Source organism: Streptomyces sp. NPDC001599 (assembly GCF_042893535.1).
Taxonomy (GTDB): Bacteria; Actinomycetota; Actinomycetes; order Streptomycetales; family Streptomycetaceae; genus Streptomyces.
Genome location: NZ_JBIAVA010000002.1, coordinates 722,867 through 744,287 on the forward strand (window position 1 = coordinate 722,867; position 21,421 = coordinate 744,287).

The 21,421-nt window shown below is 71.6% G+C and carries 17 protein-coding genes; 8 read left to right on the plus strand and 9 right to left on the minus strand.

Features of this window, described 5'->3' with window-relative positions; all coding sequences use genetic code 11:
- The first annotated feature begins 116 nt into the window (after window positions 1–116).
- The 3 genes from ACFYZ3_RS08020 (at window position 117) to ACFYZ3_RS08030 (ending at window position 2,926) form a co-directional block, all read left to right on the plus strand.
- Entirely contained in the window at window positions 117–989 is an 873-nt protein-coding gene (locus tag ACFYZ3_RS08020) for an LLM class flavin-dependent oxidoreductase (RefSeq protein WP_388514673.1), read from the plus strand.
- Window positions 990–1,169: 180 nt separating this feature from the next.
- Window positions 1,170–2,069 carry a MerR family transcriptional regulator gene (locus tag ACFYZ3_RS08025; protein ID WP_388514675.1) on the plus strand — a complete coding sequence of 300 codons (900 nt, stop codon included), beginning with the start codon at window positions 1,170–1,172 and terminating at the stop codon, window positions 2,067–2,069.
- A 38-nt stretch (window positions 2,070–2,107) separates the two neighbouring features.
- On the plus strand, window positions 2,108–2,926 hold the full coding sequence (locus ACFYZ3_RS08030; protein ID WP_388514676.1) for a methyltransferase domain-containing protein: 819 nt from the start codon (window positions 2,108–2,110) through the stop codon (window positions 2,924–2,926).
- Between the two features lie 57 nt (window positions 2,927–2,983).
- On the opposite strand, the gene ACFYZ3_RS08035 is transcribed toward ACFYZ3_RS08030, so the two are convergent.
- Window positions 2,984–4,201: a winged helix DNA-binding domain-containing protein gene (locus ACFYZ3_RS08035; protein ID WP_388514677.1), complete on the minus strand. Its 1,218-nt coding sequence runs from the start codon at window positions 4,199–4,201 to the stop codon at window positions 2,984–2,986.
- Window positions 4,202–5,271: 1,070 nt separating this feature from the next.
- On the opposite strand from ACFYZ3_RS08035, the gene ACFYZ3_RS08040 reads away from it, so the two are divergent.
- From ACFYZ3_RS08040 to ACFYZ3_RS08050, 3 genes are all read left to right on the plus strand, one after another.
- Window positions 5,272–6,597, plus strand: coding sequence for a PhoH family protein (locus ACFYZ3_RS08040; protein WP_384961760.1), 1,326 nt, complete (start codon window positions 5,272–5,274; stop codon window positions 6,595–6,597).
- A gap of 429 nt (window positions 6,598–7,026) precedes the next feature.
- Window positions 7,027–7,725 (plus strand): transglycosylase SLT domain-containing protein, encoded by a 699-nt coding sequence (locus ACFYZ3_RS08045; protein WP_388514679.1) that lies wholly within the window; start codon window positions 7,027–7,029, stop codon window positions 7,723–7,725.
- 163 nt (window positions 7,726–7,888) lie between these two features.
- Complete coding sequence (locus ACFYZ3_RS08050; protein ID WP_388514680.1) at window positions 7,889–9,346, plus strand: AI-2E family transporter; 1,458 nt, start codon at window positions 7,889–7,891, stop codon at window positions 9,344–9,346.
- A gap of 105 nt (window positions 9,347–9,451) precedes the next feature.
- Here the strand turns inward: ACFYZ3_RS08050 and ACFYZ3_RS08055 are convergent, their stop codons facing one another.
- Window positions 9,452–9,988, minus strand: coding sequence for an alkyl hydroperoxide reductase (locus tag ACFYZ3_RS08055; protein ID WP_115743982.1), 537 nt, complete (start codon window positions 9,986–9,988; stop codon window positions 9,452–9,454).
- Between the two features lie 6 nt (window positions 9,989–9,994).
- Window positions 9,995–10,549 (minus strand): peroxiredoxin, encoded by a 555-nt coding sequence (locus ACFYZ3_RS08060; RefSeq protein ID WP_003973945.1) that lies wholly within the window; start codon window positions 10,547–10,549, stop codon window positions 9,995–9,997.
- A gap of 137 nt (window positions 10,550–10,686) precedes the next feature.
- Between ACFYZ3_RS08060 and ACFYZ3_RS08065 the strand changes: the two genes are divergently transcribed.
- Complete coding sequence (locus tag ACFYZ3_RS08065; RefSeq protein ID WP_388514683.1) at window positions 10,687–11,625, plus strand: LysR substrate-binding domain-containing protein; 939 nt, start codon at window positions 10,687–10,689, stop codon at window positions 11,623–11,625.
- Between the two features lie 5 nt (window positions 11,626–11,630).
- Here the strand turns inward: ACFYZ3_RS08065 and ACFYZ3_RS08070 are convergent, their stop codons facing one another.
- The 5 genes from ACFYZ3_RS08070 to ACFYZ3_RS08090 form a co-directional block, all read right to left on the minus strand.
- Window positions 11,631–13,973, minus strand: a complete 2,343-nt coding sequence (locus tag ACFYZ3_RS08070) for an ABC transporter permease (RefSeq protein ID WP_388514684.1) — start codon at window positions 13,971–13,973, stop codon at window positions 11,631–11,633.
- Entirely contained in the window at window positions 13,970–14,659 is a 690-nt protein-coding gene (locus ACFYZ3_RS08075; RefSeq protein WP_388514685.1) for an ABC transporter ATP-binding protein, read from the minus strand. The genes ACFYZ3_RS08070 and ACFYZ3_RS08075 overlap by 4 nt, the downstream gene beginning before the upstream one ends.
- Window positions 14,656–15,180 carry a PadR family transcriptional regulator gene (locus tag ACFYZ3_RS08080; RefSeq protein ID WP_003973941.1) on the minus strand — a complete coding sequence of 175 codons (525 nt, stop codon included), beginning with the start codon at window positions 15,178–15,180 and terminating at the stop codon, window positions 14,656–14,658. Before ACFYZ3_RS08080 ends, ACFYZ3_RS08075 begins: the two co-directional genes overlap by 4 nt.
- Before the next feature lie 149 nt (window positions 15,181–15,329).
- A complete protein-coding gene (locus tag ACFYZ3_RS08085) occupies window positions 15,330–15,608 on the minus strand; it encodes a hypothetical protein (protein WP_388514687.1) in 279 nt (92 codons plus the stop codon).
- The gene (locus ACFYZ3_RS08090; protein ID WP_003973939.1) at window positions 15,605–16,543 is read right to left on the minus strand and encodes an SPFH domain-containing protein; all 939 of its coding nucleotides are present in this window, start codon (window positions 16,541–16,543) and stop codon (window positions 15,605–15,607) included. Before ACFYZ3_RS08090 ends, ACFYZ3_RS08085 begins: the two co-directional genes overlap by 4 nt.
- A gap of 248 nt (window positions 16,544–16,791) precedes the next feature.
- Here ACFYZ3_RS08090 and ACFYZ3_RS08095 point away from each other — a divergent pair, with 248 nt between their 5' ends.
- On the plus strand, window positions 16,792–19,116 hold the full coding sequence (locus tag ACFYZ3_RS08095) for a transglycosylase domain-containing protein (protein ID WP_388514689.1): 2,325 nt from the start codon (window positions 16,792–16,794) through the stop codon (window positions 19,114–19,116).
- 96 nt (window positions 19,117–19,212) lie between these two features.
- Here the strand turns inward: ACFYZ3_RS08095 and ACFYZ3_RS08100 are convergent, their stop codons facing one another.
- Window positions 19,213–21,366 carry a SpoIIE family protein phosphatase gene (locus ACFYZ3_RS08100; RefSeq protein WP_388514690.1) on the minus strand — a complete coding sequence of 718 codons (2,154 nt, stop codon included), beginning with the start codon at window positions 21,364–21,366 and terminating at the stop codon, window positions 19,213–19,215.
- Between the last annotated feature and the right edge of the window lie 55 nt (window positions 21,367–21,421).

Below are 21,421 nucleotides of genomic sequence, written 5' to 3' on the forward strand. Positions count from 1 at the left end.
CCAGTCCTGAGTAGGTCATTGAGGGGTGTGACCGGGTTCGCCGGCCCGGCGGCGGTGATGCGGCCGGCCTCGTAATGGTGTTGAACGGAGGCCTCGGCCGAGGGTAGGAAGGCCGCATGACTGGACTCGGTGCCGTATTCCGCCCTCAGCTCGCCCCCGAGCGGCTCCGTGCCGTGGCTCGTGTCGCCGATGAGGTGGGGCTCGAGGAGTTGTGGCTGTGGGAGGACTGTTTCCGGGAGGGCGGGATCTCCACGGCCGCCGCCGCCCTCGCGTGGACCGAGCGGGTGCGGGTCGGGGTCGGGCTGTTGCCCGTGCCGTTGCGGAACGTCGCCCTCACCGCGATGGAGGCCGCCACGCTGCACCGGATGTTCCCCGGCCGCGCCGTCCTCGGCGTGGGACACGGGGTGCAGGACTGGATGGGGCAGGTCGGCGCGCGGGCCGAGTCGCCCCTGACGTTGCTGCGGGAGCACCTCGTGGCCCTGCGCGCGTTGTTGGGGGGAGGGCGGGTGACCTCGACGGGGCGCTACGTCCGACTCGACGACGTCGCGCTGGACTGGCCGCCGGAGCAGCCCGTCGAGGTGCTCGCCGGTGCCACCGGGCCGCGCTCGCTGCGGCTGGCCGGTGAGGCCGCCGACGGCACCGTGCTCACCGCGAACACTCCGCCCGACGGGGTGCGACGCGCCCGGCGGCTCATCGACGAAGGACGGTCGGCGAGCGGGCGGACGGAAGCGCACCGGGTCGTCGTGTATCTCCTGGCCGCCACCGGATCCGGCGCCCGTGACCGGCTTCGGGCCGAACTGGTCGCCGAAGGCGTCGGGGCGGTGCCGGATCTCGGGGCCGCCGGAGACGCGGAGGCCGTTGCCGACGCCGTGCGGCGCCTGGCCGAGGCCGGGGCCGACACCGTGATCCTCCAGCCGACCGGGGACGAGCCCGATCCGGAGGGCTTCGTCCGGTTCGCCGCCGAGCGGGTCCGGCCGTTGGTGGACTAGCGGTGGCCGACGGTGGCCCTTTGACGGCGAAGACTGCACGGCACGGTACGCGATCCAACGGGGGATCAGCCGTCTCACGCGGGGCCGGCTCTCGTCGCGGTGTGTCCGGGTTGCACCTTCCGTAGCGGCATGTGGTCCGGTGGACGTACGTCCCGATATCGCGAGGAAGGGTCCCTGCTCATGCGTTCGTCCTTCATGCCGCCCCGCCAGGTCAAGATCGGTGACGCGGCGGCCTTCGTGGGCAGCACGCCACGGGCGATTCGCCACTACCACGAGATCGGCCTGCTTCCCGAGCCCGAGCGGGGCAGCGACGACCGCCGCCGCTACGGGTACGAGGACATGATCCGCCTGCTGTGGATCCGCAAGATGGCCGACGCCGGGATCGCCCTGGACGACATCCGTGACGCCTTCGCCACCGGCACGCCTTCCAGCGGTGCGGACAGCGCAGAAGGCGTCGCGGGCATTCTGGAGCGGTTGGAGGAATCCCTCGCCGAGCAGGAGGCGGAACTGCGGCGGCAACGGACCGCCGTGCGGCGGATGCGCACCGAAGGCAGCCGGATGGGCCTGCTCTCCGACTTCGTCACCGAACGCCTGAGGAGTCTGCCCGAGGGCTCCCTGCGGCAGGCGGACCTGGACAGTCTGCTGGTCACCGAGCGGATCCTCGGCCCGCTCGGCGCGGCCGTCCAGGCCACCCGCTTCGTCGTCCTGGCCACGCATCCGACCCTGCGCGAGGAGTCCGACCGCATCGACGACGCCGAGGAGGCACTCGACGACAGTGTCGCCGTCGATGATCCGCGGGTGGCCCGAGTGGCCGGCGAACGGCGCGCCTTCGAAAGCGCCCTGGAGGCCGCCATCGAGGAGTCCGGCCTGGGTGAGGACGACGACGCCCTCTTCGACGCCTGGGACACCTTGCACCCTGCCACCGACGGTGACGGTGACGGTGACGGTAAGGCTCACTCCATGAGCGCGTTCGAGGCCGTCGGCAGGATGCCCTACGACTTCTCCCCGGCCCGCCTGCGCTGTATGGAACTGGCCGAAGAACCATCCGCGGAACGATCCGCAAGACAATCAGCCCAATGAATCACCGATACCCAGAGCCATTGAGCGGAGCCTTCTTCATGACGTCCCCTCCCCACCCCAGCACCTTCGACCGCCTCGTGGCCGAAGGCGCCGCCGTCCCCACCGAAGGGTGGGACTTCTCCTGGTTCGAGGGGCGGGCCACCGAGGCACGGCCCTCCTGGGGGTACGCGCGGTCCATGGCCGGGCGGCTGGCCGGGGCCACCGCCGTACTGGACGTGCAGACCGGGGGAGGGGAGGTGCTGGACTTCGCCCTCGAAGCCGCCGGACCCGGCCGGGCCCCGCTCGTCGCCGCCACCGAGGGCTGGGCGCCCAACGTCGCCGAGGCCACCCGGCTGCTGCGACCGCGCGGTGTCCCGGTGGTGGCCTCGGCCGACGACGCGCCGCTGCCCTTCGCGGACGGCGCCTTCGACCTGGTCGTGAGCCGGCATCCCGTCGAGCCGCACTGGGACGAGGTGGCCCGCGTGCTCATGCCCGGCGGCACCTACTTCGCGCAGCACGTCGGGCCTGCCAGCGTCTTCGAACTCGTCGAGTACTTCCTCGGGCCGCTGCCCGAGGACAGCCACCGGCACCGTGACCCCGAGCGTGAGCGCGCCGACGCCGAGGCGGCCGGGCTGGAGGTCGTCGGGCTGCGGGCGGAGCGGCTGCGGATGGAGTTCCTCGACATCGGTGCCGTGGTCCACTTTCTGCGCAAGGTGGTGTGGATGGTCCCCGGGTTCACCGTCGAGGCGTACCGGGACCGGTTGCGCGACCTGCACGAACGCATGGAGGCCGACGGGCCCTTCGTCGCCCACAGCTCCCGTCATCTCTTCGACGTGCGCAAGCCGGACGCCACGAGCCGACCCCGCACGCAGGCCTGACACCCACCTGACGGTCCCGGGCCAGGGACCGCGTCCTCACGCGTGCGCCCCCACTCCTCACGCGTGCGCCCCCACCGTCACCTCCCCGATCACCAGCTCCGCCGCGGCCTCCAGTACGGCCCCCACCCGTTCCGTGCAGTCCGCCAGCTCGCGTTCCTGCCGTGCCGTCAGGCGGGCCAGCGGTTCGACCGTGACCGTCGTACGGCGGCCCCGGCGGCGCTGGTGCCAGACGCCCGCCGCGACCCCGTCGACCAGGAGCACGGGGAAGTTGCCCGCCTGCCCGCCCGCCAGCGCCCGCCGGTAGGCGGCCCCCGGGAAGAGCAGTTCCCGCGGCTGCGCGGCGACGACGTACGCGTCGAAGTACGGCAGCAACCGCACCCCGCGCAGCAGTTCGTCCCGTTCCGGGGCGTCGGGGAAGTCGGTGTCGCCCGCCGTCACCCACGCCGGGGCGCCCTCGAAGCGGACCTCCTCGATCTCGCCCGCGGCGGCCAGCTCGGCGTACTGGGCCCTCGCCCAGCCGGGTGGCGCGGCCAGCCAGCGGGCGAAGTGCTGGGGAGTCGCCGGTCCGTACGCGTACAGGTATCGGCGTACGAGGAGCCGTGACGCCTCCTCGGGCGGCAGCGGGGTGAAGTGGGGCGGCCGGGTGTACGTCACCCTGCGGCCGCGGTTCGGGCCGAAGGACAGGGCGCCGCACTGGCCGGCCCGGTGCAGGACCTGGCGCCAGCGGGGCCACATGGTCTGGAAGGCGGGCATGACCAGGTCGCCGGCCCACGGGCCGGTGCGGGCGACGACCTCCTCGCCGAGTTCGTCGATGGTCAGGAAGGCGCCGTCGAGCGCGTCTGCGATCGCGGCCACGACCTGCCCGGCCTGCTCCTCGGTGAGGCGTACGTCGGTGGGGAAGGCGGCCGTGCCGGCCGGGGTCGCGGGGAGCGCGGCGCACCACAGCGGCAGATCGCGGGCCGGAAGCAGATGCACCGTCCCGCGCGGGCCGTGCGTCTTCACCAGCGTGGGCACTGGCACTGGCACTGGCGCGGGCGCGGGTGGCGCGAGCGGAGCGGTGGGCCACAGGGCGTCGCGTACGTCCGTACGGGTCACGCCGTCGGCCCGCAGGCCGACCGACAGCTCGGCCGCGGACAGTACCTGGGCGTGGACGCCGAGCATCGCGGCGGCCACGTCCGCGACGGGCGTGCCCGTTCGGGCGCGCCTGGCCAGGAACTGCCGTTGCAGGCGCCGTGCGCTCGCTGCCGCCCAAGTGATCGTCGTCGTCTCCGTCATGAGGCGACGCTAGGTGGGAAGTAGGACGGATCCCGTCCTCGGCGTTCCTCGGCCGTCCTCGGCCGTCCTCGGCCGTCCTCGGTCTCCCGCGGCCTTCCTCGGTCGTCCGGGGACGGATCTTCCGGGCTTAGGGGGCGCACCTTCGCAAACATCCGCGTGCGCGGAGGGAGGATACGCAATCGCCCACCGATCCTCACAGGGTTTCCACATCGTTATTCATCGATGTCCTCTTCGAGTCGAAAACGGCCCGCCCGGTCGCGTAAATTCGAAGCCAGGTAATTCGCGTGAGCAAAGCTGCGCGCGTGGCACCGCGCAGTGGAGGGGGCTGCGCGGTGCCGGATCAGCCGCAGGATCAACCGGCGGACCGGTCGCCGGGCCGACCGCCGGACCCGCCCGGGTCGAGCCGGCCGCGCCGGTCGTGTCACCCGGTCGGGGGAAGCGGACTCCCGCGCCATCGCGTCGGCCGTCGCCCCGCCGCGCCACTCCAGTCTCACGCGCATCACCGCCCGCCCGGAGGTGTGCGGTGATTTGGCCACCGTTCAGGCCGGAATAAGGGCTTCCGTGGTCATCCGGGCGTCGCCGGGCGACTTCGGAGAGTAGTTGTGGCACGCCGATGCGCGCAGCATCACTTACGAAGGGTTATGGTGGAAACCCCCCCCTCGGGCCGGTCCGTCTCCCCCCCACGGACCGGCCCGTTTTTTCTGCCCGTCCGGGCGGCGCCTGCGAGCGGTACGCCCGTAACGAGGAGTTCACCGGTGCGCCGTCCTGTGTCGTGGCATGGCGGCGCTTGTTCGAGGGCATAAGCCAAGCAGGTCGACGCCCGAACCACGGGTGTCGGATCTCAGCGGACGGCACGGAGCCGTCCGCCCGGGAGGCCCTTTGCACCAGCCCCACCGTGCGGTCACGGCACGGAAGACGCGGCGGAGGACCGGTCCCCGGTCCGCGCCAGTGCAGGGCGGCCCCAGACCGGTCGGCTCGTTCCCGCCCTCCCGGCGCGGCTCGTTCCCGCCCTCCCGGCCCTGCGTCCACTCCGTCGCTCCCCGACCTCTTCCGAGGGGGTACGTCCTTCCGTGGTGACCAGCACAAAGCGCCACAAGCCAGATAGGCGCACCTACGTTCTCGACACCAGCGTCCTGCTGGCCGACCCGAACGCCCTGAACCGCTTCGACGAGCACGAGGTCGTGCTCCCCATCGTCGTGGTGACGGAGTTGGAGGCCAAACGGCACCATCCCGAACTCGGCTACTTCGCCCGGCAGGCCCTGCGCCTGCTCGACGAGTTCCGGGTGCGGCACGGTCGCCTCGACGCCCCCATCCCGATCGGGGACCTCGGCGGCACCGTCCGCGTCGAGCTCAACCACTCGGACCCCAGCGTGTTGCCCACCGGCTACCGCCTGGGAGACAACGACTCCCGCATCCTCGCGGTCGCCCGCAACCTCCAGGCGGAGGGATTCGACGTCACGGTCGTCTCGAAGGACCTCCCGCTGAGGATCAAGGCGTCCTCCGTCGGACTCCTGGCCGAGGAGTACCGCGCCGAGCTGGCCATTACGGACGCCTCCGGCTGGACCGGAATGTCCGAACTCACCCTGCCGGGCGAGCAGGTGGACGTGCTCTTCGAGGAGGGCCGGGTCTACGTCCCCGAGGCGGCCGACCTGCCCGTGCACACCGGTCTGACCATCCAGTCGGAGCGCGGCAAGGCCCTCGGCCGCGTCACGCCCGACGGCAACGTCCGGCTGGTGCGCGGCGACCGGGAGGCGTTCGGCATCAAGGGCCGCAGTGCCGAGCAGCGGATCGCGCTCGACCTGCTCCTCGACCCGGACGTGGGCATCGTGTCCATGGGTGGCCGGGCCGGCACCGGCAAGTCGGCGCTCGCCCTGTGCGCGGGCCTCGAAGCGGTCCTGGAGCGCCGGCAGCACCAGAAGGTGATGGTCTTCCGTCCGCTGTACGCGGTGGGCGGACAGGAGCTCGGCTACCTGCCCGGCTCCGAGGCCGAGAAGATGAGCCCGTGGGCGCAGGCGGTCTTCGACACGCTGTCGGCCGTCACCAGCCGGGAGGTCATCGAGGAGGTGACCGCGCGCGGGATGCTGGAGGTGCTGCCACTCACCCACATCCGGGGGCGCTCGCTGCACGACGCGTTCGTGATCGTGGACGAGGCGCAGTCGCTGGAGCGGAACGTCCTGCTGACCGTGCTGTCCCGGATCGGGGCCAACTCACGGGTCGTACTCACCCATGACGTGGCACAACGGGACAATCTCCGGGTGGGCCGATACGACGGAGTGGTCGCCGTCGTCGAGAAGCTGAAGGGGCATCCGCTCTTCGCGCACGTCACGCTGACGCGCTCGGAGAGGTCCCAGATCGCGGCACTTGTGACCGAAATGCTGGAGGACGGTCACATCTGACCCGTCCGAGAACTCCGACCCGACAAGGGTCGGTTACCCGTCAGTTCGGCGCCGTCCGGAAAGGCCCAGAGCCTAGCCGGGCGGCGCCTCGGTGTGTGCGGTTTTCCGTGAATCCCCTGGGCCAAACGGGATGTGAGCTTTCACACGCAACACAGAATTGCCTCACCCCGCCGGGTTACGGCAGAGTCTCATTCCTGTCAGGCCCCGCATACGACTCAGCCGTACCCCCAGCGGTACGGCGCCCCAGAAGCACCAGATCCAACTCCATAGCAGCGTCGTATGCCGCCCGAAGCACCACGCGGCGCTCCCCGCTGGGGAGTTGTCCACCGGGCCCGTGCCTCCCGTGACCCGTAGTTGGGGAGGCCAGTGCCAGGGGCACGATTGCGTCCGCGAGGGTCACCGAAGCGGGCGATGCTGGAAGGAAACCGTGTGAGCCGGATCTCGGTCCGGGGATTCGCAGTGGCCTCGGCCACGGCGGTCACCGCCGTCGGAAGCGTCGTCGGAGTTGCCTCGGGCAGCGTCGCGCAGAACAACGACGACGCGGAGGCGACGGCAGCAGGCACGACGCTGCTTGCCGACATCCCCATGGGTGAGCAGGCGCAGGTGCAGACCGCGTCCCTGACGCAGCAGGCCGATGTGCAGGCCATCGCGGCGGACGCGAGCGCCAAGAAGGACGCCGAGGAGGCGGCCCGCAAGGCAGCCGCCAAGACCGCCGTGGACAAGCAGGAGAAGGCCAAGAAGGCGGCCCAGGCGGCGAAGCAGCGCGAGGCGGCGAAGGATGCGGCCAGCCGCGACGCCCAGCGCGACGCCAGCAGCTTCACCGTCCAGAGCTCCTACAGCACCAGCCAGATCCAGGCGATGGCGCGCCAGATGGTGCCCAGCGGCCAGTTCCAGTGCTTCAGCAACATCGTGAACCACGAGTCCAGCTGGAACTACCAGGCCGTCAACGCCTCCTCCGGCGCCTACGGCCTCTTCCAGGCACTCCCGGCGGGCAAGTACGCCTCCGCGGGCGCCGACTGGCGGACCAACCCGGCCACCCAGATCAAGTGGGGCCTCAGCTACATGGACAACCGCTACGGCAGCCCGTGCGACGCCTGGGCCTTCTGGCAGGCCAACCACTGGTACTGAGCCCGCAGTCCGCCCGCCTTCCCCGGCGCCGCGGTCCCCGCTCAACCTCGCGCAGCCCCTCACCGTCTTATGGTGAGGGGCTTTCGCGCTCCCGCCATGTACGGTCGGACCGGAACGACTCCAGGGGGGAGTGGTGGGGAAGGACGGGGGAAGAGGACGGATCATGTCACGAGTGCCAGGGTGGCTCGGCCGGCTCGGCGCCGGACTGACGCGGGCGAGCGAACGGTTGGAGCAGCGCCGCGAGGAAGCGCGGCGGGACGACACCGACGACGGACCCGGGTCCGCCTCCGAGTACGCGCGGCGTCCCCTGGACGACACGGCTGACGACACGGCGCGGGGCGCGGCCGGGGGCTCCGCCGGCGAACACCCCGCCGCCCACCGCCCGGTCGCGCCCGCCCACCGCCCCGATCCGGCGCAGGCCGTGCCCTGGGGGGTACGGGTGGCCGCGGAGGCGGGGTGGCGGCTGCTGGTGCTCGCGGGCACCGTGTGGGTGCTGATGCGGGTCATCAGCGCCGTACAGCTGGTGGTGCTGGCGTTCGTGGCCGCGTTGCTGATCACCGCGCTGCTCCAGCCGGCCGTGGCCTGGCTGCGCCGGCACGGGGTGCCGCGGGGGCCGGCCACCGCCCTGACCGCGATCCTCGGGTTCGTGGTGATGGGCCTGATCGGCTGGTTCGTCACCTGGCAGGTCATGGAGAACATCGACAACCTCTCCGACCAGGTCCAGGACGGCATCGACGAGCTGCGCAACTGGCTGCTGAACAGCCCGTTCCACGTCACCGACAAGCAGATCAACGAGATCGCGAAGAACCTGCGCGACGCGGTGGGCGCGAACACCGACCAGATCACGTCGGCCGGACTCGAAGGCGTCACGGTCGTCGTCGAGGCGCTCACCGGCATCCTGCTGGCCGCCTTCTCGACGCTGTTCCTGCTCTACGACGGCAAGCGGATCTGGCAGTGGTCGCTGAAGCTGGTGCCCGCGGCAGCCCGGCCGGGCGTGGCCGGGGCCGGCCCGCGCGCCTGGCGGACGCTGACCGCCTACGTGCGCGGCACGGTGATAGTCGCGCTGATCGACGCCATCTTCATCGGCCTCGGCATCTACTTCCTGGACGTGCCGATGGCCGTCCCGCTGGCCGTGTTCATCTTCCTGTTCGCCTTCATCCCACTGGTCGGCGCCGTGGTGTCGGGCGCGCTCGCGGTCGTGGTGGCGCTGGTGACGCAGGGCGTGTTCGCGGCGGTCATGACGCTCGTCGTGGTGCTGGCGGTGCAGCAGATCGAGGGCCACATCCTGCAGCCGTTCATCCTCGGACGCGCGGTGCGGGTCCATCCGCTCGCGGTGGTCCTCTCGGTGGCCGCCGGCGGCATGGTGGCCGGCATCGGCGGCGCCGTGGTCGCCGTGCCGCTGGTGGCGGTGACCAACACCGTCGTGGGCTACCTGCGGGCGTACTCCCGCGAGGCCGCCCTGCGGCAGACGCCGAGACCGCACGGAGCCACCTCGACCGACGCCGCCCCGGCCGTCGACCGGGCGCCGGGGCCGCAGAAGACCCCGGGCCCCCCGGCGGACGGCCCCCCGGCGGACGGCCCGCCGTCGGACACCTCGCCGTCGGACACCTCCCAGGCGTAGCGGCGCGCCGCAGCCCGGGCACCGGCACGCGAACGGGCCCCGCCCACCTCTCGGTGAGCGGGGCCCGTGCCGTGTGTGCCGCGCCGGGACGGATCCCGTGCGGGACTACTCGGCGGCGAGGACCGCCTCGGCGTCCAGCGTGACGCCGACGGCCTCGACCACGGCGGCGATCTTGAACGCCTCCTGGATCGTCTCGCGGTCCACACCGGCCTTGCGGAGCACCTGCTCGTGCGAGTCCAGGCACATGCCGCAGCCGTTGATGGCGGACACCGCGAAGGACCACAGCTCGAAGTCGACCTTGTCGACGCCCGGGTTGCCGATGACGTTCATCCGCAGACCGGCGCGCAGGGTGCCGTACTCGTGGTCCGACAGCAGGTGCCGGGTGCGGTAGAAGACGTTGTTCATCGCCATCACGGCGGCGGCCGACTTGGCGGCCGTGTACGCCTCGGGCGTGAGGTTCGCCTTCGCCTCCGGCTCCAGCTCGCGCAGCACGATGGGGGAGCGCGAGGCGATGGCGGTCGCCAGCACGGTGCCCCACAGCTGCTGCGCCGGGAGGCCGGAGTTGCCGATGACCGAACCCAGGTTGAGCTTCAGGTCCTTGGCGTAGTCCGGGACGGCGGACTTCAGGGAGTCGAGGGACATGTCAGCTCACTCTCCCGAGAGCAGCGCGACCGGGTCCAGGGTCTCGTCGCCCTTGCTCCAGTTGCACGGGCAGAGCTCGTCGGTCTGCAGGGCGTCGAGGACCCGCAGGACCTCCTTGGGGTTGCGGCCGACGGAGCCGGCGGTGACCATCGTGAACTGGATCTCGTTGTTCTGGTCCACGATGAAGACCGCGCGCTGCGCGAAGCCGTCCTCGCCCTCGATGCCGAGGTCACGCATGAGCTCGTGCTTCGAGTCGGCGAGCATCGGGAAGGGCAGGTCGGTCAGGTCCGGGTGGTCCTTGCGCCAGGCGTGGTGCACGAACTCGGAGTCGCCGGAGAAGCCGAGGATCTGGGCGTCACGGTCGGCGAACTCGTCGTTCAGCTTGCCGAAGGCGGCGATCTCGGTCGGGCACACGAAGGTGAAGTCCTTGGGCCAGGCGAAGACGACCTTCCACTGACCCTCGTAGGTCTTGTGGTTGATCTGCTGGAACTCCTTGCCCTTCTCCAGCGAGACACAGGCGGTCAGGTCGAACTCGGGGAACTTGTCACCGACAGTGAGCACGTGCTCTCCAAAAGCGCAGCGAAGAAACACCCATTTTGCGAGTGTTTCCCATGGGTTGGACGTTAGTGATGTTGGCACAGAGTGCATTGATTAGTGAAATAGCTACACTCGGTCGAGTTGATCGGAGGTAGCTATTAGTGTCCAGTAAGAAGAGACAGCCCAGCCTCGCTCAGCTGCGGGCTTTCGACGCGGTCGCCGAGCACCTGCATTTCCGTGACGCCGCCGCCGCGATCGGCATGAGCCAGCCGGCGCTCTCGGGCGCCGTTTCCGCCCTGGAGGAGGCACTGGGTGTCACCCTCCTGGAGCGTACGACGCGCAAGGTGCTGCTCTCCCCGGCCGGCGAACGGCTCGCGGTGCGGACCAAGGCGGTACTGGCGGAGGTCGGCGCGCTCATCGAGGAGGCGGAAGCGGTACGGGCGCCCTTCACCGGCGCGCTGCGGCTCGGCGTCATCCCCACCGTCGCGCCGTACCTGCTGCCGACGGTGCTGCGGCTGGTGCACGACCGCTACCCCGACCTCGACCTCCAGGTCCACGAGGAGCAGACCGCCAGCCTCCTGGACGGGCTCACCATCGGCCGCCTCGACCTGCTGCTGCTCGCGGTCCCCCTCGGCGTCCCCGGCGTCACCGAACTCCCCCTCTTCGACGAGGACTTCGTCCTGGTCACACCGCTCGACCACCGGCTCGGCGGCCGGGAGGGCCTCGAACGCTCGGTGCTGCGCGAGCTGAAGCTGCTGCTGCTCGACGAGGGGCACTGCCTGCGCGACCAGGCGCTCGACATCTGCCGGGAGGCGGGCCGCGCGGGAGTCCCGGCGACGACCACGGCCGCCGGACTGGCCACGCTGGTGCAGCTGGTGGCGGGCGGCCTCGGGGTGACGCTGCTGCCGCGCACCGCGGTCCGTGTGGAGACCTCCCGCTCCAGCCAGCTCCTCACCGCGTCGTTCACCGACCCGGCCCCCACCCGCCGCGTCGCCCTCGCCATGCGCACGGGCGCCGCCCGCTCGGCGGAGTACGACGAGCTGGCGGCGGCCCTGCGGGAGGCCATGGCGGACCTGCCGGTGCGGACGGTGCACGGCTGAGGGGCCTACTCCGTGCGCAGCCCCTCCGGCCGCATCAGCCGCAGCAGCGGCGGCAGGCTGCACAGCGTCACCACCAGGACGACCGCGGCGCCGATGCCGGTCATGGACAGGACGCCGGTCCAGTCGACGCTGACCGGGGTGTTCGTCATCTTCAGCAGCACCGTGCCCAGGGTCAGGCCCACCACCGAGGCGAGCAGCAGGCCGAGCACGATGGGAATCGCCGTCTGCCAGAGCACCGAGAGGCTGAGCGTGCGGCGCCGGGTGCCGAAGGCGACCAGGGCCGACAGCAGCTTCTTGCGCTCGCGCAGCTGCTCCAGCTGCGAGACCAGCAGACTGGCGCCGATCAGCGCCAGCACACACGCCGCCCCCACGAACAGGCCGGTGCGGATGGCGTCGAACCGGTCGGTCCGCTCGGTCGCCGCCCAGGTCACGGCGTCCGCCAGCGGGTCCACGGCCGCCGTGGTGTTCCGCACCAGGTCGTGCACGTCCGGCACCGACTCGTCCAGCTGGAGATAGGCGTGTCCGTCCAGCGTCGGTGCGAGCGCGGACGGCAGCGCCCCCGGCGTGATGAGGAAGCCGCCCCGGTCGGTCCCGGCCACCAGTCCCGGAAGCGCCTTCGCCGTCTTGATGCCCTGCGGAACCGTCCAGGGGACCGCCTGGCGCTGCGGACCGCCCTCGTAGGTCGGGTCCGAGTACAGCTTCCGGCCGGGGGCGGCCAGCTTCGTCATGTCCTCCCCGGTGTCCCAATCGGCACCGTGCACGGCGAACACGTCGCCGTCCGCGCACGAGGACAGCTTGGAGATCTCCCGCAGCGACGCGCAGTCGCCCACGGTGAGCATCGTGCCGTGCTCCGGGTCCTGGGGGCGGTCGCCCACGTAGCCCTCGGAGAAGGCGTAGACCGCCTTCACCCCCTTGGTTTCGCGGAACTTCTCGGCCGCCGGGGCCACCGGGACCCCGCTCGACAGCTGTGCCTCCATCTGCGCCCTCGACACGTCCTGCCCGGTGGACTTGGTGTAGTCGTCGTCCACGCCGGCGAACAGCATCTGCAGCGCGATCGCCCCGGCCACGGCCACCGCGATGCCGTTGACCATCCGGGCCGCCGTCCCGCTGCTCAGCTGGAGCCTGCGCACGGCCAGTTGCCAGGCCACGCCGCCGGAGCCGAGGCGGGCGACGACACTCTCCACGACCCACGGCAGCAGCGCGGTCACGCCCACCAGGAGCAGGACGACACCACCGGTCACCAGGTACTGGTTGAAGTCGCCGTTCTCGCGGCCGTTGCCGATCATCGGGTAGAGCATCGCCAGTCCGGCCAGCGGCAGGATCAGCCGCCACCACAGCTGGCGCCGGGCCGGCCGGCTCGCGCGCACCACGCCGAGGGGTTCGATGACCACCCCGCGCAGCGCGAACAGCGTCACCAGCACCGCCGCAGCCGGCACCGCCACCGCCACCAGCAGGGCCAGCACCGGCGAGGGGTTGAGATAGCTGGGGAACACGCTGATGCGGAACACCTCGGCGCTGCCCGCGAGTTGCCGTCCGACCATGAAGAACGCGGCGCCGAAGAACAGCCCGAGGACCGCGCCGGCCAGGGCCTCACCGGCCGCGATGCGCCGGGTCATGCGGCTGTCCGAGCCCACCAGGCGCAGCGCCGCGAGCCGTCGGTCCCGTCGCTCGCCGCCGAACCGCACGGCGGCGGCGATGAACACCGCGACCGGCATCAGCAGCACCACGAAGACGACGAGGACCAGCAGGAGCAGCACCGGGTCGGAGCGCTCCTCCCCGGGCTCCGGGTCGCCGAACCGGTCGATGCGCTCGACCCGGCCCTGGGAGATCTGCTCGGCGAGACCCTCCGCGCCCCGGTAGTAGGCGAGTTCGGCCGAGCCGATCAGTCCGTCCTCCGCGATCGTGCCGACGATCCGGTCCGGCAGCCGCTCGCGCAGCAGCGCGCCGGAGTCCGAGTCCAGCAGCTCCTTCAGGGCGGGGGAGACCACCATCTCGCCCACCGCCGGGAACTTCTCCACGCCAGGCGGCAGCGGTGCCCGCGGTCCCTCGGGCTCCAGGGCCCGGCCCCGGAGGTCGTCCTCGCGGAAGTAGTCGTCGACCCGGGCGATCACGAGCGTGTCGTTCGCCTTCGGCATCGGGTCGGAGGCGTAGGTGATGTCGGAGCGCGCCGCCTCCCGCTCGTGCCGGACGGAGAGGGCGTTCGGGATCGCCGTCGTCAGCAGCAGCAGCGCCACGCCGAGCCCGACGCCGACGGCCGTCAGCACGGCCCGGGTCCAGCCCTCGCGGCCGCCGGTGAAGGCGAAGCGGACGCCCAGCATCAGGTCGGCGGCCCACTGACGCACGTTCATACGACCCGCTCCATGTCCCGGGACTTGCCGTCGCGTACGACGATCTCGCGGTCGGAGTAGGCGGCCACCCGTGCCTCGTGCGTGACCAGCACGACGGCGGCGTTGGTGGAGCGGGCGGCGTCCGTGAGCAGCTCCATCACGCGCTCGCCGTTGAGGGAGTCCAGCGCGCCGGTCGGCTCGTCCGCGAAGAGCACCCGCGGGTTGGTGACCAGCGAGCGGGCCACCGCGACCCGCTGCCCCTGGCCGCCCGAGACCTCGCCGGGCCGCTTCTTCCTGAGGTCGTCGACCTCCAGCCGCTCCATCCAGCTCAGCGCGGCCCGCTCGGCCTCCTTGCGGGCGGTGCCGTTCAGCCGCAGCGGAAGGGCGACGTTCTCGACACAGGTCAGCTCCGGCACCAGCTGGCCGAACTGGAACACGAACCCGAAGTCCGAGCGGCGCAGCGCACTGCGCTGGGCGTCGGACATCGCCGACAGCTCCTGCCCGTTGTACGTGATCGTCCCCGAGTCGGGCGGCACGATGCCGGCGAGGCAGTGCAGCAGCGTCGACTTGCCGGACCCGGAGGGGCCCATGACGGCGACGACCTCGCCGGGGTGGATGGAGAACTCGGCGCCGTCGAGGGCGAGGGTGGGGCCGTAGGCCTTGCGGAGCTGGTCCGCCGAGAGCAGGGAGCCTGCGGGGGGAGTCATCGGGTTACCGCCTCACGGAGCTTGTCGAGGCGCGCGGCGGTCAGTTCCAGCCAGCGCAGGTCGGCCTCGAGATGGAACAGGGCGTGGTCGCAGATGAGCTGGTCGGCGAGATCGCCCTTGCGCTTGCGGTCGGTGAGGATGCGCATGCTGCGCAGGTGCTCCGAACGCTGGGTGTCGAGGATGTCGGCGGCGTCGCGGTGGGTGAGCAGCGCGAGGACGACCTTGGTGTACAGCGTCGACTGGAGGTACGGCTCGGGCTTCTCCGGCGTGGCGAGCCACCGCTGTACGTCGGTGATCCCCTCGTCGGTGATCGCGTACCGCTTGCGCTCGGGACCGCCGCCCGCCTCGATGCCGTCGACCACGACGAGGCCGTTCTTCAGCAGGCGGGACATCGTCGAGTAGACCTGGCCGTAGTGCAGCGGCCGGTCGTGACCGAACTTCTCGTCGAAGGCGCGCTTGAGGTCGTAACCGTGGCGCGGCCCGGACTCCAGGAGCCCCAGGAGGGTGTGACCGATGGACATGCGGAGCACTCTACACACGGTGTATACGCCCCATGTATACGCACGGTGCAGAGATCGTGGCGGCGGGTACGGGCCGGCCGCCGGAGCGCAGGTCGGAGCCGATTGTCACGGTTCCGCTACGACGGAGGGCCCGCCTCCGCCCCGGACGGTCAGGACGGTGGCGCGGCCCCCGGGCGGCCGCCCCCGGGCGGACGGCCCCGGCGTGGCAGCGGCCCGGTGTCGCCGGGCAGCCGGCCGGCCTCGGCCAGTGCCCTGCGGAGCAGGAACTCGATCTGGGCGTTGGCCGAGCGCAGTTCGTCGCCCGCCCAGCGGGCCAGCGCCTCGTACACCTGCGGGTCCAGCCGCAGCAGCACCTGCTTGCGCTGCTGCGGCCGACGCCGCGGAGCCGGGCCCTCGGGAGTCCCGGAATCCTCGGGCGGGGTCGTCACTGGTAAAGCGTCCCCGTGTTCAGGACCGGCTGGGCGGCGCGGTCCCCGCAGAGCACGACCATCAGGTTGGACACCATCGCCGCCTTGCGTTCGTCGTCCAGTTCCACGATGTCCTGCTCGCTGATCCGGGCGAGCGCGGCCTCGACCATGCCGACCGCGCCGTCCACGATCTGCCGCCGCGCGGCGACCACCGCACCGGCCTGCTGCCGCTGGAGCATCGCCGAGGCGATCTCCGGCGCGTACGCGAGGTGCGTGAAGCGGGACTCGATGATCTGCACGCCGGCCGCCTCCACGCGCGCGTGCAGCTCGACGGCGAGCTTCTCGGTGATCTCCTCGGCGTTGCCGCGCAGTGAGAGGCCGTCCTCGTCGTGGGCGTCGTAGGGGTACTCGATGGCGATGTGCCGCACGGCCGCCTCGGTCTGGGTGGAGACGAACTCGACGTAGTCGTCCACCTCGAAGGTGGCCTGCGCGGTGTCCTCCACCCGCCACACCACGACCGCCGCCAGCTCGATCGGGTTGCCGTAGGCGTCGTTGACCTTCAGGACGGCCGTCTCGTGGTTGCGCACCCGCGTCGAGATCTTGGTGCGGGAGGTGAAGGGGTTGACCCAGCGCAGGCCGTCCTGGCGGATGGTGCCCCGGTACCGCCCGAAGAGCTGCACCACGCGGGCCTCGCCCGGCGCCACCATGTTCAGGCCGCACATCGCGAGGAAGGCGGCCAGGGCGATCAGGATGCCGCCGATGATCAGTACGGCCTTGCCGCCGGTCGAGTCGACGGCCGTGGCGCCGGCGATCAGACCGGCGCCGACGAGCAGCCCGACCAGTCCGAGCAGCAGCGCGAAACCGCCGCCGATGCTGTGTGCCTGGTTCTCGCGCACCCGCGGCGCCGGCATCTCGGGCACATCGGCGGTGACCTGTGGGGCATCGTGCGTGGACATGGGTGGTCCCCCGTTCTCTCTTTGCTTGCTAAGTGATATCACTTTACCCGCAAATGACAACCCTGCACCCCTCTCGTACGTCGGTTCCTGTGGAACGGGTGCTGATTCTCACGTCCGTACAAGGCCGGATCGGTTGCCGTTTGTCACATCTCCCGGTGTTAGCTTTCTGAGCTGACCTGAGCGACGAACCTGTGTGACGCGTGAGCGAGGCGTGTCCACAGATGACCGAAGCGGAGCGGATCGGACCCATGGGACGAGCGGAAGAGAGAAAAGCGCGACAGCGCGGTGGACGCCGCGCGGCGCCGAAACGCCGCCGTTCGTCCGGCGCGGGCGGGGCCGCGGGCGGGAAGAGCCGGATACGCCGGCTGTTCACCTGGAAGAAGATCCTCGGCACGTTCTTCGGCCTCTGCCTGCTCGGCATGGGCGCCTTCATCGTGCTGTACATGATGATCGACATCCCCGAGGGCAACCCCGAGGCCGAGCTGCAGAGCAACGTCTACAAGTACAGCGACGGCAGCGTCATGGCCCGCACCGGGGACCGCAACCGCGAGATCGTCGACCTCGCCAAGATCCCCAAGGACGTCCAGCGCACCTTCGTCGCCGCCGAGAACAAGACCTTCTACAACGACGCCGGCGTCGACCTCAAGGGCACCGCGCGAGGCGTGCTCAACACCCTCTCGGGCAAGGGCGCGCAGGGCGGTTCGACGATCACCCAGCAGTACGTCAAGAACTACTACCTGACCCAGGAACAGACGGTCTCGCGCAAGCTCAAGGAACTGGTCATCTCCCTCAAGCTGGACCGGGAGAAGTCCAAGGACTACATCCTCGCCGGCTACATCAACACCAGCTACTACGGCCGGGGCGCCTACGGCATCCAGGCCGCCGCACAGGCCTACTACCGCGTCGACGCCGAGGACCTGACGGTCGAACAGGGCGCGTACCTCTCCGCGCTGCTCCAGGCGCCGAACCAGTACGACTGGGCGATCGCCAGCGAGACCGGCAAGAAGCTCGTCCAGCAGCGCTGGAACTACGTCCTGGACAACATGGTCGAGCAGAAGTGGCTGAGCGCGGGCGACCGCCAGGGCATGAAGTTCCCGGAGCCCAAGGAGCCCAAGGCCGCCGCCGGCAAGGAGGGCCAGGTCGGCTACCTGGTGGACGCGGCCGACTTCGCGCTCAAGAAGCAGCTCGTCGCCCAGGGCGCCGCCGAGGACATGGAGCAGGCCAAGGCCCTGGTGGACCTCGGCGGCTACACCGTCACCCTCAACATCGACAAGAAGAAGCAGGCCGCGCTGGAGGAGGCGGTCAAGAAGCAGCTCACGAACAAGCTGGACCCCGACGAGCGCAAGGTCGACGCCGACGTCCAGGCCGGAGCCGCCTCCGTCGACCCGAAGACCGGCTCCGTCGTGGCGATGTACGGCGGCGTGAACTACCTGAAGCACTACACCAACAACGCCACCCGCGACGACTACCAGCCCGCCTCCACCTTCAAGCCGGTCATCCTCGCCGCCGCCGTGGACCACGACGCCGAGACCCAGGACGGCGTGCCGATCACGGCCAACACCCTCTACGACGGCGACAGCGAGCGCCCCGTGATGGACGGCGACAAGGAGGTCGGCTTCGCGCCGCCCAACGAGGACGACCACGACTACGGCGAGATCGACGTCCAGGAGGCGATGAACAAGTCCGTCAACTCCGTCTTCGCCCAGATGGGCATCGACGTCGGCATGCCCGAGGTCATGAAGGTCGCCGCCGACCTCGGCATGGACACCGAGGGCGAGCAGGCCGTGCCCGCGCAGACCCTGGGCAGTATGGGCGCCAGCCCGCTGGAGATGGCAGGCGTCTACGCCACCTTCGACAACCACGGCAAGAAGGTCACCCCGGCGATCGTGAAGTCGGTCGAGCACAAGGACCGCAAGGTCGAGATGCCCGACCCCATCGGCGAGCAGGTCATCAGCCGGGAGGCCGCCGACACGGTGACCTCGGTGCTCACCGGCGTGGTCAACGACGGTACGGCCAAGACCTCCGTGCGGGAGAACCCGCTGCGCGACGGCCAGAAGGTGGCCGGCAAGACCGGTACGTCCGACAACAACAAGTCCGCCTGGTTCAGCGGCTTCACCCCCGGCCTCGTCACCTCCGTCGGCCTGTTCGGCGAGGACGACGAGCCGCCGCACAAGCAGGTCCCGATGTACAAGGCGGCCGGCGTCGACTACCGCGTCAACGGTGGTGGCCCGCCGGCGGAGATCTGGGCCGCGTACACCTTCGGTGTCATGGACGAGGTCACCGAGTTCGATCTGGAGACCAAGCAGGGCGCCGCGGTGCGGCCGAGCAAGTCGCCGACGGCCCCCGAGTCGCCGACGAACTCGCCGACCCATGAGGAGACCTCCGAGGCACCGCCGCCGTCCAACGACCCGACGACCGAGGCGCCGCCGTCCAACGAGCCGACGACCGAGGAGCCGCCCGAGTCGCCGACGAACTCGCCGTCGAACAGCCCGTCCACCGAACCACCGCCGGACGGCGGCGGGTCCACCGAGTCGGGGGACCCGGAGCTCCCCGGCGTGGACTGGGGGCAGTAGACCGTCCGCGGTCGCCGACACGCGCGAAGGGGCGCCCGGTGCTCACCGGGCGCCCCTTCGCGTGACGCCGCTTCCCAGCCGCGGGCCGGCCGCGACTCAGCCGCGGTTCAGCTCGAACCACACCACCTTGCCGGTGCTCAGCCGCGTCGCGCCCCAGCGCCGGGCCAGCCGGTTCACCAGGTACAGCCCGCGACCGCCCTCGTCGGTCGCCCGCGCCTGCCGCAGCCGAGGCAGCTGCGGCACGTCGTCGCCGACCTCGCAGCGCAGCACGTCCGTGCGCAGCAGCCGCAGGGTGACCGGCTTGGAGGCGTACCGCACCGCGTTGGTCACGACCTCGCTGACCAGCAGCTCCACGGCGTCCGTGAGGTCCTCCATGCCCCAGCGGGCGAGCGCCCGCCGGGCGAGGCGCCGGGCCTTGCCGGGAGCCGCGTCCTCGGGCTCCAGGAACCAGTACGCCACGTCGCTGGGCGCGATGCCGTCGAAACGGGCGGCGAGCAGCGCGATGTCGTCGTCCCGGTCGCCCGGGCCGAGCATGTCGAGCACCTCGTCGCACAGGGCTTCCAGGGGCGGCGGATGGTCGGGCCCGGTCAGCTGCGCGGTCGCCGCCAGGCGCTCCCGCAGCTGCTCTATGCCGGTCCACACGTCCCGCAGCCGGGACTCGACCAGCCCGTCGGTGTAGAGGAGCAGGGTCGCGCCGGCCGGGGCGTCCAGCTCCACGGCCTCGAAGTCCACGCCGCCCACCCCGATCGGGGCACCGGCCGGCACCCGCAGCACCTCGGCGTGGCCGTCCATGTGCAGCAGCACCGGCGGCGGGTGGCCGGCGTTGGCGACGGTGATGCGGTGCGAGACCGGGTCGTACACCGCGTACAGGCAGGTCGCCATGCGGTCGGAGCCGAGCCGCTGGGCCTGCTCGTCCAGGTGGTGGAGCACCTCCTGCGGCGGCAGGTCGAGCCCGGCCAGGGTCTGCGCCGTGGTCCGCAGCTGGCCCATGATGGCCGCCGACGTCATGGAGTGGCCCATCACGTCCCCGACGACCAGCGCGACCCGGCTGCCCGGCAGCGGGATGGCGTCGTACCAGTCGCCGCCCACCCGCGCGGTCTCGGCGGCCGGGAGGTAGCGGGAGGCCAGCCGTACGCCGGTGCAGCGCGGCAGGTTCTCCGGGAGCATCGTGCGCTGCAACTCGTCGGCGATGTACGCCTCGCGCCCGTACAGCACCGCCTTGTCGATGCCCAGCGCGCTGTGCGTGGCGAGCTGCGCGGCCACCAGCAGGTCGTCGGCCTCGAAGGCGACGCGCTCCGGTCCGCGCAGGAACAGCGCGGCGCCGATCACCCGGCGTCGGCCGCGCAGCGGCGCGAGGATCGCCCTGCGGCCGTCGGGCAGGGCGAAGTCGCGTTCGTCGCCGAGCAGTTCGGGCAGCGCGGCGCGGGCGGCCGGGGTGTCCGTGAAGACCGGGCGCACCCCGCGCAGCACCTCGGCCAGCGCGCTGCCCGGCCGCACCTCGCACAGCTCGGCGCCGACGGTCTCCAGCTCGGAGGGCTCCGGCTGGGCCGCGGGCGCGAAGCCGCCCTCGGTGTCCCGCTCGGCCGGTATGCGGTCGGTGCGCCGCAGCCGCAGGACCAGGGGGCCGGTGGGCCGCTCGTCGCCGACCGGCAGCGGCTCGCGCAGATAGACGAGGATGGCGTCCGCGAACGTGGGCACGGTGGCCCGGCACAGCCCCATCACGATCTCGTCCAGGTCCATGCCCCGGGCGATCCGCCGGGTCGCGGCGCCCACGAAGCGCAGCCGGTCGCCGTCCCGCCGCATGGGCGTGGGCTGTCCGGGCGCGGTGGGCTGCCCGGTACGCCGCTCCGGCTCCGGCGGCGCGCCGCGGCGGTCCGTGGCGCCGGCCGGCACCTCGGGCAACGGCCGCACCAGAGCGGCCTGCCCGCCACCGGACACGCCGTCCGAGGGCGCGCCCGGCTGCCCGCCGTCCGGCTGTACGGGGACGCCCTCGGACCCGGGCCGGGAACGGTGCGTGTCGGGCTCCGCCGCCTGCTCGGCGCCCGGCTGGGAGTGCTCGAAGGCCCCCGGGGAGTCCGCGCCCGCGGTGGGCGGCGTCTCCCCGGCGCGCCCCTGGGCCGGTAACGCGGACCCGGAGGCCCGTGGCGGCACGGAGGCAGGCAGGAGCGCCCCGCGGGGGTCCGTGGGGTCGGCGCCCGTCGAGGGGCGGTCGAAGGAGGTCGGGTGCTCCGTCACGCGTGTCGAATCCATCCGTCCGGGACTGCGCGCGGCGCGTGCAGTTCGTCCCGCAGAAATCCCGATACCC

What these genes read in the sequence shown, in the direction of transcription:
- ACFYZ3_RS08035 (WP_388514677.1), bottom strand. Translation starts at nt 4,201, where the DNA reads ATGACGGAGACGACGACGATCACTTGGGCGGCAGCGAGCGCACGGCGC.
- ACFYZ3_RS08025 (WP_388514675.1), top strand. Translation starts at nt 1,170, where the DNA reads ATGCGTTCGTCCTTCATGCCGCCCCGCCAGGTCAAGATCGGTGACGCG.
- ACFYZ3_RS08070 (WP_388514684.1), bottom strand. Translation starts at nt 13,973, where the DNA reads ATGAACGTGCGTCAGTGGGCCGCCGACCTGATGCTGGGCGTCCGCTTC.
- ACFYZ3_RS08050 (WP_388514680.1), top strand. Translation starts at nt 7,889, where the DNA reads ATGTCACGAGTGCCAGGGTGGCTCGGCCGGCTCGGCGCCGGACTGACG.
- ACFYZ3_RS08055 (WP_115743982.1), bottom strand. Translation starts at nt 9,988, where the DNA reads ATGTCCCTCGACTCCCTGAAGTCCGCCGTCCCGGACTACGCCAAGGAC.
- ACFYZ3_RS08030 (WP_388514676.1), top strand. Translation starts at nt 2,108, where the DNA reads ATGACGTCCCCTCCCCACCCCAGCACCTTCGACCGCCTCGTGGCCGAA.
- ACFYZ3_RS08080 (WP_003973941.1), bottom strand. Translation starts at nt 15,180, where the DNA reads ATGTCCATCGGTCACACCCTCCTGGGGCTCCTGGAGTCCGGGCCGCGC.
- ACFYZ3_RS08075 (WP_388514685.1), bottom strand. Translation starts at nt 14,659, where the DNA reads ATGACTCCCCCCGCAGGCTCCCTGCTCTCGGCGGACCAGCTCCGCAAG.
- ACFYZ3_RS08100 (WP_388514690.1), bottom strand. Translation starts at nt 21,366, where the DNA reads ATGGATTCGACACGCGTGACGGAGCACCCGACCTCCTTCGACCGCCCC.
- ACFYZ3_RS08095 (WP_388514689.1), top strand. Translation starts at nt 16,792, where the DNA reads ATGGGACGAGCGGAAGAGAGAAAAGCGCGACAGCGCGGTGGACGCCGC.
- ACFYZ3_RS08020 (WP_388514673.1), top strand. Translation starts at nt 117, where the DNA reads ATGACTGGACTCGGTGCCGTATTCCGCCCTCAGCTCGCCCCCGAGCGG.
- ACFYZ3_RS08090 (WP_003973939.1), bottom strand. Translation starts at nt 16,543, where the DNA reads ATGTCCACGCACGATGCCCCACAGGTCACCGCCGATGTGCCCGAGATG.